General features: G+C 39.3%; 24 protein-coding genes and 1 rRNA gene. 14 read left to right on the top strand and 11 right to left on the bottom strand.

The genetic code is table 11. From position 1 onward, the window contains the following. Window positions 1-47 precede the first annotated feature (47 nt). The 3 genes from BQ3481_RS05985 to BQ3481_RS05975 all read left to right on the top strand — a co-directional run bounded on the left by BQ3481_RS05985 (window position 48) and on the right by BQ3481_RS05975 (window position 1094). Entirely contained in the window at window positions 48-260 is a 213-nt protein-coding gene (locus BQ3481_RS05985) for a DUF167 domain-containing protein (protein WP_157927454.1), read from the top strand. An 89-nt stretch (window positions 261-349) separates the two neighbouring features. Next, window positions 350-700, top strand: coding sequence for a hypothetical protein (locus tag BQ3481_RS05980; protein WP_157927453.1), 351 nt, complete (start codon window positions 350-352; stop codon window positions 698-700). Between the two features lie 55 nt (window positions 701-755). Continuing rightward, complete coding sequence (locus tag BQ3481_RS05975; RefSeq protein WP_157927452.1) at window positions 756-1094, top strand: hypothetical protein; 339 nt, start codon at window positions 756-758, stop codon at window positions 1092-1094. A gap of 3 nt (window positions 1095-1097) precedes the next feature. Here the strand turns inward: BQ3481_RS05975 and BQ3481_RS05970 are convergent, their stop codons facing one another. Genes BQ3481_RS05970 through BQ3481_RS05965 form a run of 3 tightly spaced genes read right to left on the bottom strand, consistent with a single transcriptional unit; the run spans window position 1098 to window position 2210 of the window. Further along, entirely contained in the window at window positions 1098-1508 is a 411-nt protein-coding gene (locus BQ3481_RS05970; RefSeq protein ID WP_157927451.1) for a hypothetical protein, read from the bottom strand. Window positions 1509-1558: 50 nt separating this feature from the next. Continuing rightward, entirely contained in the window at window positions 1559-1771 is a 213-nt protein-coding gene (locus BQ3481_RS11735) for a hypothetical protein (RefSeq protein ID WP_231911741.1), read from the bottom strand. Window positions 1772-1820: 49 nt separating this feature from the next. Then, window positions 1821-2210: an SRPBCC family protein gene (locus tag BQ3481_RS05965; protein ID WP_157927450.1), complete on the bottom strand. Its 390-nt coding sequence runs from the start codon at window positions 2208-2210 to the stop codon at window positions 1821-1823. A gap of 93 nt (window positions 2211-2303) precedes the next feature. On the opposite strand from BQ3481_RS05965, the gene BQ3481_RS05960 reads away from it, so the two are divergent. Continuing rightward, window positions 2304-2777 (top strand): acyl-CoA thioesterase, encoded by a 474-nt coding sequence (locus BQ3481_RS05960; protein ID WP_157927449.1) that lies wholly within the window; start codon window positions 2304-2306, stop codon window positions 2775-2777. Window positions 2778-3076: 299 nt separating this feature from the next. Beyond that, window positions 3077-3913, top strand: a complete 837-nt coding sequence (locus BQ3481_RS05955) for a hypothetical protein (RefSeq protein ID WP_157927448.1) — start codon at window positions 3077-3079, stop codon at window positions 3911-3913. A gap of 35 nt (window positions 3914-3948) precedes the next feature. Here the strand turns inward: BQ3481_RS05955 and BQ3481_RS05950 are convergent, their stop codons facing one another. After that, window positions 3949-4611, bottom strand: coding sequence for a DUF4443 domain-containing protein (locus tag BQ3481_RS05950; RefSeq protein WP_231911740.1), 663 nt, complete (start codon window positions 4609-4611; stop codon window positions 3949-3951). A 75-nt stretch (window positions 4612-4686) separates the two neighbouring features. Between BQ3481_RS05950 and BQ3481_RS05945 the strand changes: the two genes are divergently transcribed. Continuing rightward, a complete protein-coding gene (locus BQ3481_RS05945) occupies window positions 4687-4914 on the top strand; it encodes a CbtB domain-containing protein (RefSeq protein ID WP_157927447.1) in 228 nt (75 codons plus the stop codon). 238 nt (window positions 4915-5152) lie between these two features. Here BQ3481_RS05945 and BQ3481_RS05940 read toward each other — a convergent pair whose 3' ends face one another. Next, window positions 5153-5923: a hypothetical protein gene (locus tag BQ3481_RS05940; protein ID WP_157927446.1), complete on the bottom strand. Its 771-nt coding sequence runs from the start codon at window positions 5921-5923 to the stop codon at window positions 5153-5155. A gap of 59 nt (window positions 5924-5982) precedes the next feature. Next, window positions 5983-6279 carry a winged helix-turn-helix domain-containing protein gene (locus tag BQ3481_RS05935; protein WP_157927445.1) on the bottom strand — a complete coding sequence of 99 codons (297 nt, stop codon included), beginning with the start codon at window positions 6277-6279 and terminating at the stop codon, window positions 5983-5985. A gap of 102 nt (window positions 6280-6381) precedes the next feature. On the opposite strand from BQ3481_RS05935, the gene BQ3481_RS05930 reads away from it, so the two are divergent. The 3 genes from BQ3481_RS05930 (at window position 6382) to BQ3481_RS05920 (ending at window position 7816) form a co-directional block, all read left to right on the top strand. Further along, window positions 6382-6861 (top strand): MarR family winged helix-turn-helix transcriptional regulator, encoded by a 480-nt coding sequence (locus BQ3481_RS05930; RefSeq protein ID WP_157927444.1) that lies wholly within the window; start codon window positions 6382-6384, stop codon window positions 6859-6861. Between the two features lie 99 nt (window positions 6862-6960). Then, window positions 6961-7134, top strand: a complete 174-nt coding sequence (locus tag BQ3481_RS05925; RefSeq protein WP_157927443.1) for a hypothetical protein — start codon at window positions 6961-6963, stop codon at window positions 7132-7134. A 28-nt stretch (window positions 7135-7162) separates the two neighbouring features. Next, a complete protein-coding gene (locus BQ3481_RS05920) occupies window positions 7163-7816 on the top strand; it encodes a DUF2203 family protein (protein WP_157927442.1) in 654 nt (217 codons plus the stop codon). 153 nt (window positions 7817-7969) lie between these two features. On the opposite strand, the gene BQ3481_RS05915 is transcribed toward BQ3481_RS05920, so the two are convergent. Next, window positions 7970-8227 (bottom strand): hypothetical protein, encoded by a 258-nt coding sequence (locus BQ3481_RS05915; protein ID WP_231911739.1) that lies wholly within the window; start codon window positions 8225-8227, stop codon window positions 7970-7972. Window positions 8228-8389: 162 nt separating this feature from the next. On the opposite strand from BQ3481_RS05915, the gene BQ3481_RS05910 reads away from it, so the two are divergent. After that, on the top strand, window positions 8390-10588 hold the full coding sequence (locus BQ3481_RS05910) for a CDC48 family AAA ATPase (protein WP_157928487.1): 2199 nt from the start codon (window positions 8390-8392) through the stop codon (window positions 10586-10588). A gap of 75 nt (window positions 10589-10663) precedes the next feature. Here BQ3481_RS05910 and BQ3481_RS05905 read toward each other — a convergent pair whose 3' ends face one another. Continuing rightward, entirely contained in the window at window positions 10664-11620 is a 957-nt protein-coding gene (locus BQ3481_RS05905) for a transcription initiation factor IIB (protein ID WP_231911738.1), read from the bottom strand. A gap of 101 nt (window positions 11621-11721) precedes the next feature. Continuing rightward, complete coding sequence (locus tag BQ3481_RS05900) at window positions 11722-12294, bottom strand: hypothetical protein (protein WP_157927440.1); 573 nt, start codon at window positions 12292-12294, stop codon at window positions 11722-11724. Window positions 12295-12413: 119 nt separating this feature from the next. Between BQ3481_RS05900 and BQ3481_RS05895 the strand changes: the two genes are divergently transcribed. Further along, the gene (locus BQ3481_RS05895; protein ID WP_157928485.1) at window positions 12414-13127 is read left to right on the top strand and encodes a PAC2 family protein; all 714 of its coding nucleotides are present in this window, start codon (window positions 12414-12416) and stop codon (window positions 13125-13127) included. A 40-nt stretch (window positions 13128-13167) separates the two neighbouring features. Here the strand turns inward: BQ3481_RS05895 and BQ3481_RS05890 are convergent, their stop codons facing one another. After that, the gene (locus BQ3481_RS05890) at window positions 13168-13665 is read right to left on the bottom strand and encodes a PEFG-CTERM sorting domain-containing protein (RefSeq protein WP_157927439.1); all 498 of its coding nucleotides are present in this window, start codon (window positions 13663-13665) and stop codon (window positions 13168-13170) included. A 431-nt stretch (window positions 13666-14096) separates the two neighbouring features. Between BQ3481_RS05890 and BQ3481_RS05885 the strand changes: the two genes are divergently transcribed. After that, window positions 14097-14321 carry a hypothetical protein gene (locus BQ3481_RS05885; protein WP_157927438.1) on the top strand — a complete coding sequence of 75 codons (225 nt, stop codon included), beginning with the start codon at window positions 14097-14099 and terminating at the stop codon, window positions 14319-14321. Window positions 14322-14337: 16 nt separating this feature from the next. Then, on the top strand, window positions 14338-14745 hold the full coding sequence (locus BQ3481_RS05880) for a putative toxin-antitoxin system toxin component, PIN family (protein WP_157927437.1): 408 nt from the start codon (window positions 14338-14340) through the stop codon (window positions 14743-14745). Between the two features lie 218 nt (window positions 14746-14963). Here the strand turns inward: BQ3481_RS05880 and BQ3481_RS05875 are convergent, their stop codons facing one another. Further along, the gene (locus BQ3481_RS05875) at window positions 14964-16277 is read right to left on the bottom strand and encodes an aspartate aminotransferase family protein (protein WP_157927436.1); all 1314 of its coding nucleotides are present in this window, start codon (window positions 16275-16277) and stop codon (window positions 14964-14966) included. Between the two features lie 306 nt (window positions 16278-16583). Here BQ3481_RS05875 and BQ3481_RS05870 point away from each other — a divergent pair. After that, a 16S ribosomal RNA gene (locus BQ3481_RS05870) occupies window positions 16584-18053 on the top strand. Window positions 18054-18176 lie beyond the last annotated feature (123 nt).

Here is an 18176-nt window from a genome sequence, read left to right as displayed (position 1 = left end):
ATGACCGTATCTCTATCTTTAATATTTGTCTTACATAAGAGTAACGCATGTTATACAGAGTATCTGTGTCATTTCACAAGAATTATCTTACAATAAAAAACGATTCCATCGAAATTGGTATAATGGAAAAGCCTGTGAAAGGTAAGGCAAATGCTGTGATAGTAAAACAGATTGCAAAACATCTTGGAGTATCAAAGTCTAAAGTAAGAATAATTGCAGGAGAAAAATCACAGGATAAGATAATTGAAGTGATGTCATAATTTACCAAACCCTAAAAAACAAGTCAAATCCAGTTTATCACGTGAACACATGTGCAATTTTGATAATTTTTACCATCGCGATTGTATCCGTGATGACATATCCTGGATATTCTCAACTTACCAAGTCTGGTGCTACACTTGAAAATGGCATCTGGCATACTACAGTTGGAAAACAAGTGCAGGTTACAACAGATGTCACTAACGGACAAAACAGGGCACAACCGTTTGCATATCTTGTACAAATTGAAAACCAAGATGGGGTTGTATGTTCTTTATCATGGATCACAGGTACACTTGATGTAGGTCAGTCTCTAAGTCCGTCCCAGTCGTGGATACCTACTACACCAGGAACATATACTGCACAGATCTTTGTATGGACAAGTGTCGGAAATCCTGACGCACTATCTCCCCCACTTGTAATGAAAATTATTGTATCATAGATTGAACAGCGCCCAGATTAGCATCAGTTATAATTTAGAAATTTACAGCCTATGTATGGATATTAGGAGAAGAATTCCAGTTTATCTCATGATTGGGGTGGCGTTTGCATTTACGCTCTATTTTTTTGTCTCTCCATTCATTTATCCGTCAGATCAGGGTGGTGGTCAGGTGCCTGCCTTTAACCAAAGTCCTGATTCAGTTTCAACACTGGCAAGTGATGTTGATGCATGTGTATCAACGCCGACTTCAGATTGTGATCAAGAAATGTTACAGATAAAAAATTATTGTGCTAATAACAGGGGCCAAAATATTTCTATCTGTTCTGATGTCAGGGTGCAGGAATATATTGACAGCAGGGGACTTGAGCGTCCAACCATAAACACTGGAAATTGATTGTTATTTCTGAGCTTCTTGCATGAATCTTTCCATGTTTTGCTTAACTAGGGGAATTATCTTTTTTGTTATGATTTGATGAAAATCGTCTGCATCAGGATCAAATGACAGTAAAAGTACGTGAGCAAGTCTTCGGTTTTCGTCAGCAATTGGTATTGTGGCTCTGATAATTTTTGTATAGTGTGAACTTGCATAAGAAATCCTTCCAAGTAGATACTCCCACCTAAGTCTGGTGTACTGCCTTGTGGCTGCAGTTATTGCATACTGTGCCCTTTCCTCTGGTTTCATTACGGGGGTTAGACCTGCCCTCTCGGATGCCCCTTCCAACGTTCCATCTCCATCTGCAATTCCTGCAAATCTTATCTTCTTGTCTAACGCTACTACGTTTTTACAGAAATCATCAAAAAATGCCATTCAATATGGAGTATCAGTTATGCTATATTTGCTTTCTGGGAAATTTCTTTTTACATGTTGTCTTGTTTTATGCTAGCAGGCATTGCTTTTTGAAAGATAAAGTTACACAACAGCATAAATCCAATCCATATTAAGATCATAAGGACAGGTGTATAGTGCCCTATGCATTGATTGCAGATAAACTTGTTCAAAAGAAACACAATGATGCCTCCCACAAGAGCACCTGTTGCATAATCCAATAACCTCCACCAGAAATATTTCATTTGTTCTATATTGACATGTCTAAAATATAAGATTGATTTTACTTGTTTGTTAGGAAAAATATAGCCTGATGTTTTCCACTTCGATCTTTATCCATTCGCAAAAGATACTCCAAACAGCATCTGGTGTAGAGTCATACTGGAAGAAAGTAAGCATTACTGCAGTGGAGTTATTTTGCAAGGAAATTATTCTCATGTATGCAGGTGTCATACTCTCTTCGGTAGGTCCTGCATAGATGTCAATCAAACCTGCCTTTTGATCTGTGTCAAATCTGATGAATGCCTCTCCAATAGGAGTTAAAACCTTGTATTTGCCATTGACTAATGTTAGTTTCTTGACAAACTTTGTAGCCCACTTTGGAATATTTTCAATATTTGATAAAAACTTGAATACTTTGTCTATCGGTGCGCTTACTACACAAGTCTCAGTTACAGAATTCAATGTCTAGTCTCAAAATGCCTATTAATTAAATGGTGTTTTGGTAACAAACAAAAGAATGACTCATAAATCCGCGGCTTGAGTTATTGCAATAGAATGTCTCTGAAACCAAAGAGTGCAGAGGAATCACGAGCAGAGATGACAGTTAGAATGTTTCCATCTGATGCAAATCCTGCAGGAAATGTATTTGGTGGCGAAATACTAAGGCAAATTGACTTGATAGCAGGTCTTGTAGCTCAGAGACACTGCAAGAAAAATGCCGTAACTGCATCAATTGACAGGGTCAACTTTTTAAAACCCGTTCTAGTTGGAAACGCACTGATACTAAATGCCAGATTAAACTATGTATCTCATTCTTCGATGGAAATTGAAATAAAAGTAGAGGCGGAAAATCTATTTACTGGAGCTCGAACTCTTACAAATACTGCATATGTTACCTCTGTTGCATTAGACGAGGCTGGCAAGCCAACAGATGTACCTCCACTTTTGATTGTCACAGAAGATGACAAGAAGAGGTTTACCGAGGGGGAGCAGAGAATGTTGCAGAGAAAAAGAGAACGAAAACACTAGTCTTGATTGATATTGTTGAAATAAAACCATGAGCATAACTTGATACTGATTTTTCTCTGAAAAAACCATGATGTAGACACGTTTTTGTAACAAATGAATCGCCGACAATTGGTTTTCTAAATTTAGTTTTCGATGTTGAATATACCTCTAGTTCAAGATTGATGGGATGATTTTTACAAGTCACGCTTAGTTGGCAAGATGTATATGATTAAGTATTTTTGTTGATATCGGTAGAAATGACTTTATCTTATTACATTAGACAATGTGATATTAATTTAAAAATAAAACACGTGTTGTCTTTGGCAGTGCTTGTTAGTGCATCCGCATTTTTCTTGGCACTTTCACCTGCTGCGGCTACACCACTTTCACCGCCAACGGAAGCGCAGATTGTGGTAAAAATAGACAAGGACCAATATAATCTAGGTGACATTATGGTCGTCTCAGGAGAAGTCAAAAGCATTGTAACTAACATACCATTAACAATCCAGATATTTGACCCTGACAATAACTTGGTTCATGTAGAACAGATATTGGTGGCAACAGATGGAAGGTTTTCATTACCGATAAAAATAGAAGGCCCGCTATGGAATCTGCCAGGCACGTATTCTCTTGTTGTACAATATGGATTCAAACATGTTTCTGCTATTGTAACTTTCCAATTTGAACAGGCCGATATTCCTACAGAAGGCGTGTTCAATGTAAAAGATCTTTCCAGTGGACAAAACTTTGATCTCAATTATACTATTACTGGAAGCCAAGTTGAAAGCATGATTATTGATAAACAAGATATTGCACTTGATATACAAATAGATTCAAAAAATCCTGGTATGATACACATCAAGATACCTAGATTGTTACTTGATGCAAAAAAATCGAGCAATGCTGATGAGTCATTTCTGGTCTTTGTTAACGGTGACGAAATAACCTCATTTAAGGAGACATCTTCTGATTATGGATATAGAGTGTTAGATATTCCAATTGTAAGCGGAGACTCTAAAATTGAAATTATTGGAACTACGGTTATTCCGGAATTTGAAAATGCATCTAGCCTGATACTGGTCTTGGCAGTTGGGTTGGTAACAATATTTACAGTATTGATGAAGACACGAATTAATCTCAAAATCTTGAATCTGTAAATGGTTTTATGATTACATCTTGACAAATAACAGATCTAGTGTTTTTCATGATCTTCTATTGTGTACAACGCAGCACTTTTTGCAGCCATCTCTGCAATTTTTTTATTTTGTGAACTTCCTATTATTATTACGTCATTTTGTTCAGGTGATAATTTCTCCATGATGAGCGAATGTATCTTTTGATCATTTCGCATCAAATTCTCGTCAGTCCCTGGCAAAACAAGTCTCTCGTTTTTACAGATGAGAGTAGTTGCTCCAACTGCGCCTGCCTTGATTGCAGCATCACGTTGTTCAATTCCACTTTTTATGTTATGTGCCATGCTCTTTAGAAGTACCACATGATTGAATTTTCCCAAGGCTACTGAGCACTTGGTAATATCTGTCTCTCTTGGAATTAAGATGTGTAATTTAGTGTAAAGTGCCTCTCCCTTGTTTGTCAGCCACATGCCTGCATTAGAATTTTCAACAAGGCCGTGCATTTTTAGGTGCTTTACTAGTGTCTTGATGGAACCTTCCCCAAGCCCAAGTTCCTGCATCATAATTGATCTACTTATCTTATTGTTGTCTGACATCATCTGCATTGTCTTGAAGACATGGACTAGATCGAAACTAAGCATTCTGCTTGGAGCATGTCTTTGTGCTACCTTGGAGAGTAGATGTATTACCTGATGCATACTGCTAAGTGTATGTTGTTCCATTATTAGATTTTAGTATTTTGAATTGGATAAACCATCCAATTGTTTAAATAATCATATTATGAGACGAAAATAGAAATGGCTAACACATCGCAAATCACAAAGACAAAACATGCGGTTCCAATAATTGCAGCAGTAGTTCTATTTGCAATATTTGGAATGGGATACTTTGAAGTGGGCTTTGACCAAGGACAGATCTTCAGCATATTCGAGGGACAGTCTGCATATGCACAAATGAATGGTGTGGGATTGATGCATGAGTACACTCATGATATGCGACACGCATCTGGATTTCCATGCCACTAGCAGTTTTTTAGTGAATTTTTTATTTTTCTCTTGTCTTCTATGATTTTCTTTCAAATAAACTTGTACGAGTTTTCTAGGATGACATGAAGCATAGCTTATTCAAAATGAAAAAACATGAACATAAGACCTGGTATCACATATGAAACTCATTCAACAAGAGGGGACTCAGATCTTCTATTGGTGGTCTGACCGACCCCTTTTAATCTAGAGAACTTGAACTTTTACTGTATTCTATGTCCTATGGATAACAATCAAATGTACCTGGAGGCGGATTTTTTATCCTTTCCTGAAAGTCTACTGCTGCATATTTCTGATCCACTGTATATGGAATGAACCCAAAGATTGGTGCGCTCACTGAAGTTGTTATGGTTGCCCTGGCTGGATCAAATGTAGTATTTTCTTGTCCAATCTTAGTTACTGCCTGTTTGTTTATGGCAAATATTCCATTTAATATTGCAGCCGATTTTGGTGATAACGTAGAACCTCCTACTGTAGCTTTTTCTATAATGTCTGAATTGTAAAATGCGTCTATTTCATACTTGGTAAATGTGACGGGAAAATATGAGGGATTGCATGCATCAGTTTGTATGCTAAGCTCAGTATCTGAGATTGCTACCTGCTGGCCATGATGAGGGCGAAATTGCAGACTATCTACTGCATATATGTCTAGTCCGACATATGCTACAACTATGATTGCAACAATAATGCCTACTGAAGCATATCTTTTGCCAGACATTCTCTTGGCAGATTTTGTCTCTGGCTGGGTTGGAATTTCAGGACTTGGGACTGTATTGTCTGATACATTTTCTGGCTTGGCATCTGTGATACTGTCATTTGAAACTTGGCTGGATTGAGGTTGATTTTCTGTCAAATTTTCTATGTACTGATGATCCTCAAAAGAGACTGGCTCGCCGTTTTTGACTGCAGTCAGAATGTTTTGTAATCTTTCGATATCTCCTTTCTGAGATTTTATCAACTCATCGATTTTATTGGCAAGATCTTCTGACATTCATTAAAAAGCAATCTGTTCTTAATTTAAAGCAAGTGGATCTAGCTTGACTGTAAATACTAGTATCTTATCTTGATCTCTTGAGCAATCTCTAGGAATTTTTGCATTTCTTGGTAAAACTTGATTCCTTTTTCTGTAATGACAAAATTACGACTTTTCTTGTCCGTTCTCAATTCTACTAGTCCAAAGTCTATTAGCTTTTGGCATTTCTCTATTGCCGTATAGTGTGATAGGTTGGCTATTCGAGCAATTGAAGATATTATTGTACCTTGCATTCCACAGTTCATTGTAACTTGTAATATCTCTGAAATTACTCCAATCTCTGATCTGTACTGTTGTTTTATACTGATTGCCATCAGTTTATCATTCCCATGATTGGTGTTGGAAAACTTGTTTTCATGCATTGTTTGTTAGAACAAGGTTATATAATCATTAGGAAACTAATGGTTAGGAACCAAATGAAAAGATTTGATTATGAAAACAGTGTGGGATTTATTGTGTATTCTGCGTCAAAGATGATGCAGAAAGCATTTGATTTGGAACTACGAAACAAAACAGGAATAAACTTGACCCAGTCTAAGGTCATATTTGCATTGTACATGCAATCTGGCCCAACTCAACGAGAAATTGCTGACAGGATTGGAATTGAAAGTCCTACACTTGTGCCAATAATTGATAAACTAGAAGCGGACGGATACGTGAAAAGAAAACCCGATGCAAAAGACAGGAGGATAAAAAGGATCTACGTTACCCACAAGACTGATTCATTATGGGACTCGATGCAGGAATGTGTAACACAGATCAAAAAAATCTCAACAAAAGATCTTTCAGAACAAGAGATAAAGTCTGCACTTGGCACTGTGAAAAAAATAACGGAAAACCTGACTGTTTATCTTGGTGATTCCACGTTGCCATCTCTCAAAAAAACTAGAGATTAAAAACGTAGGTATCTGGCGTTTGAATGATCTCACATATTCACAAAGAACAGGGGTCTCTGTAACTAATTCATATTTACTAGTGGCACTAACTATGGTATAATGGCAATACTGAAAACAATTGGACGAGTCCTGGTATTAATCATAAGCGGAATTGCCATAGTGGTTGTTGGTGGATTCATGATGGGGGCAGTTGCCAAGTTGTACCTGCCAGGGCGAAAAAAGGACAGACAAGAACCACCTGAAAAATTTTATGAACGCAAAAAAACAGATTAATATTAAACCCAGAAATTTTTGAATAATTATGACGCAAACAAATTCTGATTCACAGATATCTAAATTACAATCACTAAGGTATTTTGCTCCTGCCAGATCTATTGGAGATGCCAACTCTCTCTTGCCAAAAGTATCGGAGATTGTCGAAAAATATGTAAAGATATTGATGCCTTGGAAGAAAGACAATGGTACTCTACAACATGCATCAGATTCACTTTGGGACTTGGCTAGAATTGAAGCAATGAGGTCAGGCCGTACAAACACTTGGGATTTGGCCTGGAATTCTGCATGGAAAGAAGCAAGTCAGTCTGCCCGCGATAATTATGGATGGTATGGAAGTGAGTTTATTTCAGGAGAAACTGTAAGAGATGCAGCAAGAGATGCTGCAAAATATGCCGCAAGATATGCAGCATTTGAATCAGTCAAGGAAAAACTTGGCGGAAATAATCCATTTGAATATGTGATAGAATTGTATTCGATGGGCCTCAAACCCACATACTTTAGAAAAATAGAAGAACAAGAAAAATTTGTCATAGATTTTCCATTATACATCGATGGAAAAAATATACTAGGATGTTACTTGCACGGAGACAAGGAGATATCTTTTACACACCAATGGATTAATTATTGCACAAACTTGAAACCCGTAAGCAATCCAGAATCTAAGCGATCGTTTGCATAAAAGATACGCATCTCTTAAGTATCATAATTTTTTATAAAATACCATGTGCGAAATGATTGATGAAATTGAAATCGAACATCTAAGAATGGCACTATCTAGAGCAAGAAAGGAGATGCAAGAATCTGTACAAGAAAAACCACTTGCCGCCGTTGCCTAGTAATTCCACTCGTTAGATATGCCGTTCCAAAGTGAACGGTATTGCTTGGCATCTCCTGAGATCTCTTCTTTTATCCTATGTTCTATCGAAAAGTACATGTTCTCAAGTGCATCTACACCGCCATCTGCAAACAATTCCTGACCTATCTCTTTTATTCTGTCTTCCTTGGAAGAATAATCGGAGGCATTTGAATTTTGAATGCAATATGTTATGAGATCGTACAATTCTTCCTCAAGATAAGCATCCAATGGCATCTTGACTATGTTTACAGTATAAAAATTCTTGACTATTTTTGTAGTATGGTTGGTTTAATCCACGTTTGATCTTTTGTCTTGGTAGCAATCCATGTTTAAAAATTAGTCTGTCATATATCTAAAATTCCAAAGGTATAACAAGACATACCTACAAGTATATTCATAGTCCAAAATTCCGTTCAATTAAAAATATTGGAGGCGTATACTCGAGATGTAGGTAGGGGTGTTACACGTATTGACTACGAATCTATGGATGCCCTTGGTGCATCAACTGGTGATATTTTAGAAATTACGGGAAAACGAAGATCTGTAGCACGGTGCCTTCCACTATATCCATCTGATGAAGGAAAAGGAATTATTCGAGTGGATGGGCTTGGAAGAAACAACACGGGTGTAGGAATTGGTGATACTGTGACTGTGAGAAAGATAAAGACCGTACCTGCAGAAAAGGTAATAGTCGCCCCTCTTGATTCTATACCTCCAATCGACGAAAGATATCTGACTGATTCTCTAGAAAATATTCCGCTTGTAAAAGGTGACAATATAATGGTACCATACTTTGGTGGTAGGCTGACATTCCAAGTAGTTGGAATAACTCCTGCATCTGATGCAGTACTTGTAACTCCCAAGACAGAATTTCATATTGCTGAAAAAGGTGAAAGTTTGCGTGGAGTACCGCAGGTGTCATATGAGGACATTGGAGGAATGTCTGACGAGATAAAAAAAGTCAGAGAGATGATCGAACTACCAATGAGGCATCCGGAAATATTTGAAAAATTGGGGGTTGAGGCTCCAAAAGGTGTATTACTATATGGTGTACCTGGAACTGGAAAGACATTGCTTGCAAAAGCAGTTGCAAATGAGACCAATGCACATTTCATCAGCATATCAGGTCCTGAGATAATGAGCAAGTTTTACGGAGAAAGTGAAGCTAGACTGCGTGAAATATTCAAGGAGGCAAAAGAAAAAGCACCATCAATCATCTTCGTGGATGAAATTGATTCAATTGCACCAAAACGAGAGGAGGTTACAGGAGAAGTAGAAAGACGAGTTGTATCACAAATGTTGTCATTAATGGATGGCCTTGAGGGTAGGGGCAAAGTGATTGTTATTGCTGCAACAAACAGACCAAATGCACTAGACCCTGCTCTTAGAAGGCCTGGAAGGTTTGACCGAGAAATTGAGATTAAAGTTCCTGACAAAAAGGGACGATTAGAGATTTTATTAATTCATACAAGAAACATGCCTCTAAACGAAGATATCAATTTGGAAAAAATTGCCGGTACTAGCCACGGATATGTGGGGGCTGATTTAGAATATCTTTGCAAGGAAGCTGCAATGAAATGTCTGAGAAGATTGTTGCCTGAAATTAATCTGTCTGACGAAAAAATTCCCCCGGAAACCTTGGATAAACTAATTGTAAACTCTGAGGACTATCAACTTGCATTCCGCGATGTCACTCCGGCAGGAATGCGTGAGGTATACATCGAGACACCTGATATTAAATGGGGCGAGATTGGTGGGCTTGAAAATGTAAAGCGTGAACTTCAAGAAGCAGTGGAATGGCCCATGAAATATCCTAATCTTTACGCACAGCTTGGATATAGAATGCCACGGGGTATCTTGTTACATGGTCCAAGTGGAACAGGCAAGACACTGCTGGCAAAAGCAGTTGCAACAGAGAGTGAGGCAAACTTCATCTCAGTAAAGGGCCCAGAATTATTATCCAAGTGGATAGGCGAGTCTGAACGGGGAATCCGAGAAATATTTCGAAGGGCAAGACAATCATCACCATGTATAATATTTTTCGATGAGATTGATTCTATTGCACCAATTAGGGGGATGGGTGAGAGTGCAACTACCGAAAAAGTTGTCAGCCAATTACTCACAGAGATGGATGGAATCACTTCACTCAATGGGGTAGTGGTAATTGCTGCTACAAATAGGGCAGACATGATCGATTCTGCACTGCTCAGGCCGGGCAGATTTGACAAAATTATTCTAGTTCCAATTCCGGATAAAGAAGGACGACTCAAGATATTGGAGATAAGCTCTGCAGACATTCCTATTGAAAAAGAGATGGGAACTCCAAATGGGCTGAATCCAGATTATGTTGATCTGGCAAAGATTGCAGAGATGACTGATGGCATGAGTGGGGCAGATGTTGCTGCTATTGCAAATACTGCTGCCTCTATAGTACTGCATAACTTTGTTGAGAAATATCCTGATCCAAAAGATGCAGAAAAACAAGTGGATGCAGCAAAAATAAAGATGAAAGACTTTGAGGATGCAGTAAAGAAAGTCAAGATCCAAAAAGAACTAAAGATTGGACAAAAGGTAACAGTATCGCACTTTAGGTAATTTCCTAGCAAAAAATTACAATATAGTTTCTATCAAATAGTTTTGTACGAAATATCATGATATAATTTTTTTGGGCTAGTCTTCCGTCGGATCAGGCTTTGTCTTTTTGTCTGGAACCTGAATGTCTAAGAGTTCTCGCAATCCTTTGTATCTATTTCGTATGGTTACCTCTGTCACTCCTGCTGCTATTGCAATTACTTTTTGAGTTGTACTGTCTCCATGTATTGCACATGATAGGTATAGCGCAGCAGCTGCAAGACCCATGGGATCTTTTCCTGCAGAGATCTCTTTTTTATTTGCCTGTTCTAAAATCTTGAGTGCCTCCCGTTTTACTTTCTCGCTGAGACCAGATTCGCTTGCAATTCTAGACATGCATTTTATTGGATCCAATACTGGCATTGTCATGTCAAGCTCCTGCAATAATAATCTGTAACACCTTGAAACATCTTTCTTTTTTACATTGATTCTCTTTGCAACCTCGTTTAATGTTCTTGGAGTGCCAGTCTCTCTACATGACAAGTATAGAGCAGCTGCAATTAACCCTGGGATTGATCTGCCCTTTGCAAGTCCTTTTTCTAATGCTTTTCTGTAAATGTATGCAGTTTTTTCTACAACTGCATCTGATAGTGCAAGTTTGTCTTTTAGTCTACTAAGCTCGCTGAATGCCTGTCTGCAATTCCTCTCAGTTGCTTCATGAACCTGACTTCTGCTGTCCCATGTCCTAAGACGGGTGATTGTATTTTTCATTGATGCTGACAAGGGCTTACCAGTCGAGTCCTTGTTTGCTTGTCCAATTACTGTTGCAAGTCCCATGTCGTGCATTGCAAGAGATGTTGGAACGCCTGTTCTGGCTCTGTCTTCGAACTGTTCTTTTGAAAATGACTGCCTCTCAGGACCCAAGTCGTTTACAATCTCATTTATTACGAATCCACATCCTCCACAAAATCGCTCGCCTGTAGTGCCATCTGTTAACATCTTGGCTTTTCCGCATCTGGCACACTTTGTGTTCATCTCTGAGCCTTGTACTGTCATCAATAACACACATGTACAGCTTTTATCAAATAATAACCCAGCTATTTTCAGATAAACCAATAAAATCCATCATGTTTCTTTTTTGATAATCAGGATCTAGCCTATGCGTAAAGGAATTCTGATGGTACTAACCAGGTTTCTTGATATTCTAAATTTTTGTCAACTAAAAGTATACCTAGTTTGTATTTTTTTGCCATGTCTATTATAAAATCGGAAAGTGCACCCTTTTGTAGAATGTATGGCAATTCCTGGATGTCTGTAGCCAGTAACACTCTGGTACTTGGCATCTCCTTTTTGACACTAAAAATGTCCTTTTGAATTTCTAATGTGGATTGTCGCGTGATTTCAGGCTGGATCAAGACTGTAATTACTCTTTTTTCTTTTCTTGCCACCAGATCAAATCTGTATTGAGGATCAAAATCTGGATTGGACACATCATATTTTACATGCCACTGCATGTCCATGAGATAGTCTGCTACAATGTCTTGAATCATACTGAGTTCTAGCAAGTCTCTTGCAAATTCGACCCTCTTGTGTGCTCTTAGCAATGATTTGAAATACTTGTCAATAACTTGTTTGGAATACCTGGACATTTTTTCCTTCATGAAAATTGAATTGAGAAGCAGCTTGTTCTCTTGATACGTACTAAATGGATCTGATTCTCTATCTTCCAATGATGATTTGTTACATATCTGGTAATTAATCGCTCGCCATCCCCAATTCCTATACACTCTGGGATGCTCTAGTGGAACTCAGAGATAAGGTATTAATCATAAAAGGTCAAATAACTAATGTGGATTTTATCCAAAAGGGCGAGCCTGATGTCTCAAAACCGCTCTTGATTGCAGCCATGCAAGACATGGGAGACGTTGGAAGCATTGTGATTGACTTTATTAATTCAAATCTGAATACGTCGGTGTTTCGTGAAGTGCAGCCATCATACCCTGCATATGTGATTGACAATGGAGGATACATTGACATTCCGGAAGAAAAGTGGGATTATAGATATGCAAAAGATATCATTGTGTTTGGAGGGGGTTCTGGCCAACCATCTTCTACAGAAGAGCTAAATGTGCTGTGCCAAGATGTAATCAACATTGCAAAAAAATATTCTGTACGGTTCATATATACACTTGGCGGTTTTCACACGAAAAATCCAATTGAGGGGGAACCCAAAACATTTGTTACTACTACATCAAAAGAACTCACAGAACAGGTGAAAAAACTTGGAATCCTGACAACGCCTGAATCCTCTATCATTACTGGATTCAATGGACTGATACTTGGGTTTGCAAAAATGAATGGTATACAGGGAATTGGGTTATATGCAGAATTGAACCAGCCCAAGCTTCCACAGTATAGGTCTTCAAAGAGCATAATCAAAACACTCGAAAAGATGACTTATCGCAGATTTGGTGACACTTCCGAGCTTGATACCATGGCAAAGGATGTCGAATCACACAGTCATGGAAAACGTTTTGATCCTGATCAAAGTTATTTTGATTGATATAATAAAATGAAAGGAATTTTTCCAACTTGCTGTATATTTACAGGCGTATTGGTCCAAGTCTTGTAATTGCAACTATTGCTACAATGGAGGCTGCTAAAACTATGGCAGCTATTGGCCCAAATTCTGGCACCACAGTTGTTCCAACAATGGAAATGTTTTCAGAGAGTGGAGTAATTGGTATTGATACTACTGTATCCCCTGACTCGTTAGTTGCAGTATAGTTTGTTATTATCTGACCGTCTTCAAAAACTCCAATAAATGGGCCACTAATCAATCCTGTTGGAAGTTTTAGAATCAAGGTACTGTTTGTGTCAGCTTTGCCTACAAGAACAAAGTCAACCGACTTGTCTTTTACACTTACTGATGAACTCACTATGTCCTTTACAGATGAATATTGCACATCAAATGTTTTTGCTCCATCTCCTGCATCTTTTCCAACCCCTGCAATGGTCTTGTTGTACTCTTGGGCAAAGGAAGATGTTGCCATTGGAGCAAGCAAAATTACTATTGCTGCAACAATTACTATCTTGAGCATGACTGAGGTTTACTATCTTGCTAGTTAACGGGTTTGGCTAATTATTTTAACCAACAAGTGGGAAATCTTCTAACAGGAGTATTCTTTCTAGATGAATCCTGACCTAATACCGACACTGCACCAAGATATACATCACGTATTGCCAGACATCTTTCTTGATGACTATTGTCTAGTAACTCATTAGACAAAACCGTGTATGAAACTGTCACCTGTTCTATGATCTCATCATAAAGAGACTCGTATTTTTTTCTCTAGATGTTAGTATGAAATCTAAAGTAAATATTGTTGTCTGTACTAGATCATCTTTCAATTTCGTGGTTGCTTCTTGATTTACACCATCAACTATTTTTGGTAAGAAAGTAAGAATATAGTATGAAGAACATTACAACCTATGAGGAAGAAGACATCACAGTAGTCAGTGGGAAGGGGCAGTGGTAATACCACAATCATTGAGGATAAAACTAGGTCCTAAGCCCAAGACAAAACTCCTAGTGTACGGTTACAAGGATGCAGTTATAATGAAAAAGATGGATATTCCAGATATACTGAAAGATCTAAAGTCGATATACCAGAAGGTAGATGCGAGGAGTGCAAAATATGGCAAAATGTCTGACCACGAGATAAACGAGATAGTCCAGAAGTATAGGAAGAAATAACCTCGAACTAGTTTTTATGAGAATAGTTCTTGATACTAACATACTGATATCAGATCTAATAACGAATGGAAAACCACGAGCAGTCTTAAATGCCATCATGACTAAAAACCCTGAGATTGCCATCTCCAGAAAAATCATAGAAGAGTTTGTAAAAATAACTGCAGAACCACGAATGCGAAAATATGTAACTAAGGAAGAGGTTACGCAATTCTTGCAAGATCTTGTACCTGCTTCAAAACTGATTGCTGTAAGATCTAGACTTGGAGTGGTAAGAGATCATAAAGACAATCCAATTTTGGCAGCTGCGTATGATGGCCATGCTAGTTATCTGGCAACAGGAGATGAAGACCTACTTGCGCTAAAAAAATTTAGGAAAATAAAGATAGTAACAGCCAACGATATGTTAAAAATATTAGAAGCGTAGAAATTTGACGATAAATGTCTTCTCTGAGTGTCGTAGCGTAGTTGAAACTAGTCCTTTTCATTCTGAAATAAAAGTTTGGAAGATGTCCACAACAGTTCTGGTTATGCCCTTGGACAACTAACGCTGTTTTTACGGGTCATGTTTTTGATTATTCTGTTTGGCAAAGTTTCGACGTATTGCTAACATCTGTTACCAAATGTTCTTGAGAAAGATAGAACCTAGTCTCTGATTGAAACTGTAAATTTCTTTGAAGCTTCAAGCAGGTTTTTGATGTCTGACTCTGAGTGTACATACGATATGGCACCCAGTTTTCCTGGGAGGAAAAATATTCTATTCTTTGCAATCAACTCAAAATGATATTTCTTGAGCATTTCTATATTGCATCTTGATGCTTCTTCCGCATTTGTAACCTGTGTTATCCCATTTGCCAAAAAATGTGGCATAAAAAGAGAGCCCATGCCGGTAACTGTCACTTTGTCCTGAAATATTTTTGATAGCCCATTTCGTACATTTTCCCCTAGTCTTCCAATTTTTTTGTAGACTGGGATAGAATTTTTCTTTAAAAATTTTAGCATTGCTCTACCTGATGTCATTGTCAACGGATTTGCAGAAAATGTTCCACCTCCAATGTATGATCTGTCTTGTCTGTTGTTTGATTTTGTATCTATTATCTTCATCATTTCCTCTTTTCCACAAATTACTCCAATTGGAAATCCTCCACCGACAATTTTTCCCAGTGTTACAATATCGGGATCAAGACTCATTGTATTGTAAAGACATCCAAATCTGAATCTGAATCCTGTTACAATTTCATCCAAGATATAGAGCGCATTATTTTTGTGAATAAATTCCTGGATTCCTGTGAGATATTCTTTTGTTGCGGGTATGCAGCCTGCACCGCCAAGCACTGGCTCTATTATAACCCCAGCAAGATCATTTTTTACAGATTCTAAAATTGAGGTTGATTTTTCTAGATTGTTGTACGGGATTGAAATTATGTGAGATTCATCTGTAAGTCCTGCACTCTCTGGTTGGTCAAATGGATAGTTGACTGACTTTAACAAATCGGTTGTGTATCCGTGCCATCCTCCGTCAATTTTTGCGATTATTTTTTTTCCAGTCTTTGCCCTTGCAATTCTTGTTGCATACATGGTAGCCTCAGTACCTGTAGATACGTAACGAATTTTTTCTGCAACTGGAACTGATCCTTGTATCACCTCTGAAAATTCTATGGTGTTTTCGTTTACCGTTCCGTGCATCCAGCAGCTGGAGATTTGTTTTTTGACCTTCTCTGCAACTTTTGGAGCTGCATGTCCTAGAATTAAACTCCAATGACCCATCCAATAGTCTGTATACTTGTTGTCATCTACGTCTATGAGGTACTTGCCTCTTGCAGATTTTGTAACAAATGGATATGGCTCAAAAAATCGTATGTTATGTGACACTCCTCCAACGTGGAGTTTTTTTGATCTCTCAAATAACTTGGCAGATTTTTTAGTATGTTTTTTGTAAGCATCTGTGACCGAAGACAATTGTAGATTATCACTGATTGTTTAATATTAGTGATCGGAAAAAAATTGTAAAAAAAGCAAGATTTTGCATAGTTTATATTATTTCTCTTTGATCCCATTTTTGCATACGTAACAGCAAGGCGGCGCTTGTGATGATGTTTGGTAGTATACCAGTTTGTGATTCACAGGCCTCCAGTTACGCATACAACATGTGGGTTTGATCAAAAGATCTTATCCGAAGTTTGAAGAAAGTGTGTGCAATCCACCAATTTCCAATAAATATTACGTCTTACTTCGACGCGTACTGAAAAATGTACGAACAAAACGAATCCGGTTGATCCTGCCGGACCTGACTGCTATCGGATTGGTACTAAGCCATGCGAGTCATTGTAGCAATACAAGGCGGACGGCTCAGTAACACGTAGTCAACCTAACTCGTGGACGTGGATAACCTCGGGAAACTGAGAATAAACCACGATAGATCATAGTGCCTGGAATGGCTTATGGTCCAAACAGTTTACTGCCATGGGATGGGACTGCGGCCTATCAGCTTGTTGGTGAGGTAATGGCCCACCAAGGCGATTACAGGTACGGGCTCTGAGAGGAGAAGCCCGGAGATGGGTACTGAGACACGGACCCAGGCCCTATGGGGCGCAGCAGGCGAGAAACCTTAGCAATGTGCGAAAGCACGACTGGGTCAGTCCGAGTGATTCCTGATAAAGGAGTCTTTTGCTTGTCCTAAAAGCACAGGTGAATAAGGGGTGGGCAAGTCTGGTGTCAGCCGCCGCGGTAATACCAGCACCTCGAGTGGTCAGGACGTTTATTGGGCCTAAAGCATCCGTAGCCGGCTTTGCAAGTCTTCGGTTAAATCCACCTGCTCAACAGATGGGCCGCTGGAGATACTACAGAGCTAGGGAGTGGGAGAGGCAGACGGTATTCAGTGGGTAGGGGTAAAATCCTCTGATCCATTGAGGACCACCAGTGGCGAAGGCGGTCTGCCAGAACACGTTCGACGGTGAGGGATGAAAGCTGGGGGAGCAAACCGGATTAGATACCCGGGTAGTCCCAGCTGTAAACGATGCAAACTCGGTGATGCATTGGCTTATGGCCAATGCAGTGCCGCAGGGAAGCCGTTAAGTTTGCCGCCTGGGAAGTACGGACGCAAGTCTGAAACTTAAAGGAATTGGCGGGGGAGCACCACAAGGGGTGAAGCCTGCGGTTCAATTGGAGTCAACGCCAGGAATCTTACCCGGGGAGACAGCAGAATGAAGGTCAAGCTGAAGACTTTACCAGACAAGCTGAGAGGAGGTGCATGGCCGTCGCCAGCTCGTGCCGTGAGGTGTCCTGTTAAGTCAGGTAACGAGCGAGATCCCTGCCCTTAGTTGCTGCAGTTACTCTCAGGAGTAGCTGGGCTAACTAAGGGGACCGCCACTGCTGAAGTGGAGGAAGGAGGGGGCCACGGCAGGTCAGTATGCCCCGAAACCCTGGGGCTACACGCGGGCTGCAATGATAGAGACAACGGGTTCCGAACTCGAAAGAGGGAGGCAATCCTTAAACTCTATCTCAGTTATGATTGAGGGCTGCAACTCGCCCTCATGAATATGGAATCCCTAGTAACCGCGCGTCATAACCGCGCAGTGAATACGTCCCTGCTCCTTGCACACACCGCCCGTCGCTTCATTGAAGTTGGGTTTGTGCGAGGTGACGCCTAATTGACGTCATCGAACACGAGTTTAGCAACAAGGGAGAAGTCGTAACAAGGTGACCGTAGGGGAACCTGCGGTCGGATCACCTCCTTAAACATAATTGGGTTGTGTGGATTGTCCACACTTTCTTCAAAAAAAGATGCAACTAGGCAAGAAATTGTTTAGTGAAGGACGTAGCTGGTACCCGTAACCTGGGACTAGCAATGATCGTCGT

Source organism: Candidatus Nitrosotalea okcheonensis, assembly GCF_900177045.1.
Lineage (GTDB): Archaea > Thermoproteota > Nitrososphaeria > Nitrososphaerales > Nitrosopumilaceae > Nitrosotalea > Nitrosotalea okcheonensis.
The sequence above is the reverse complement of the archived record's forward strand: the minus strand, read 5'-3'. Positions and strand labels throughout refer to the sequence as shown.

Bases quoted from the DNA above. Each gene is read 5' to 3' on its own strand.
- BQ3481_RS05935 (WP_157927445.1), bottom strand. From the start codon at position 6,279: ATGGCAATCAGTATAAAACAACAGTACAGATCAGAGATTGGAGTAATT.
- BQ3481_RS05920 (WP_157927442.1), top strand. From the start codon at position 7,163: ATGACGCAAACAAATTCTGATTCACAGATATCTAAATTACAATCACTA.
- BQ3481_RS05925 (WP_157927443.1), top strand. From the start codon at position 6,961: ATGGCAATACTGAAAACAATTGGACGAGTCCTGGTATTAATCATAAGC.
- BQ3481_RS05950 (WP_231911740.1), bottom strand. From the start codon at position 4,611: ATGGAACAACATACACTTAGCAGTATGCATCAGGTAATACATCTACTC.
- BQ3481_RS05880 (WP_157927437.1), top strand. From the start codon at position 14,338: ATGAGAATAGTTCTTGATACTAACATACTGATATCAGATCTAATAACG.
- BQ3481_RS05960 (WP_157927449.1), top strand. From the start codon at position 2,304: ATGTCTCTGAAACCAAAGAGTGCAGAGGAATCACGAGCAGAGATGACA.
- BQ3481_RS05915 (WP_231911739.1), bottom strand. From the start codon at position 8,227: ATGCCATTGGATGCTTATCTTGAGGAAGAATTGTACGATCTCATAACA.
- BQ3481_RS05930 (WP_157927444.1), top strand. From the start codon at position 6,382: ATGAAAAGATTTGATTATGAAAACAGTGTGGGATTTATTGTGTATTCT.
- BQ3481_RS11735 (WP_231911741.1), bottom strand. From the start codon at position 1,771: ATGAAATATTTCTGGTGGAGGTTATTGGATTATGCAACAGGTGCTCTT.
- BQ3481_RS05940 (WP_157927446.1), bottom strand. From the start codon at position 5,923: ATGTCAGAAGATCTTGCCAATAAAATCGATGAGTTGATAAAATCTCAG.
- BQ3481_RS05975 (WP_157927452.1), top strand. From the start codon at position 756: ATGGATATTAGGAGAAGAATTCCAGTTTATCTCATGATTGGGGTGGCG.
- BQ3481_RS05905 (WP_231911738.1), bottom strand. From the start codon at position 11,620: ATGACAGTACAAGGCTCAGAGATGAACACAAAGTGTGCCAGATGCGGA.
- BQ3481_RS05970 (WP_157927451.1), bottom strand. From the start codon at position 1,508: ATGGCATTTTTTGATGATTTCTGTAAAAACGTAGTAGCGTTAGACAAG.
- BQ3481_RS05985 (WP_157927454.1), top strand. From the start codon at position 48: ATGTTATACAGAGTATCTGTGTCATTTCACAAGAATTATCTTACAATA.
- BQ3481_RS05945 (WP_157927447.1), top strand. From the start codon at position 4,687: ATGGCTAACACATCGCAAATCACAAAGACAAAACATGCGGTTCCAATA.
- BQ3481_RS05890 (WP_157927439.1), bottom strand. From the start codon at position 13,665: ATGCTCAAGATAGTAATTGTTGCAGCAATAGTAATTTTGCTTGCTCCA.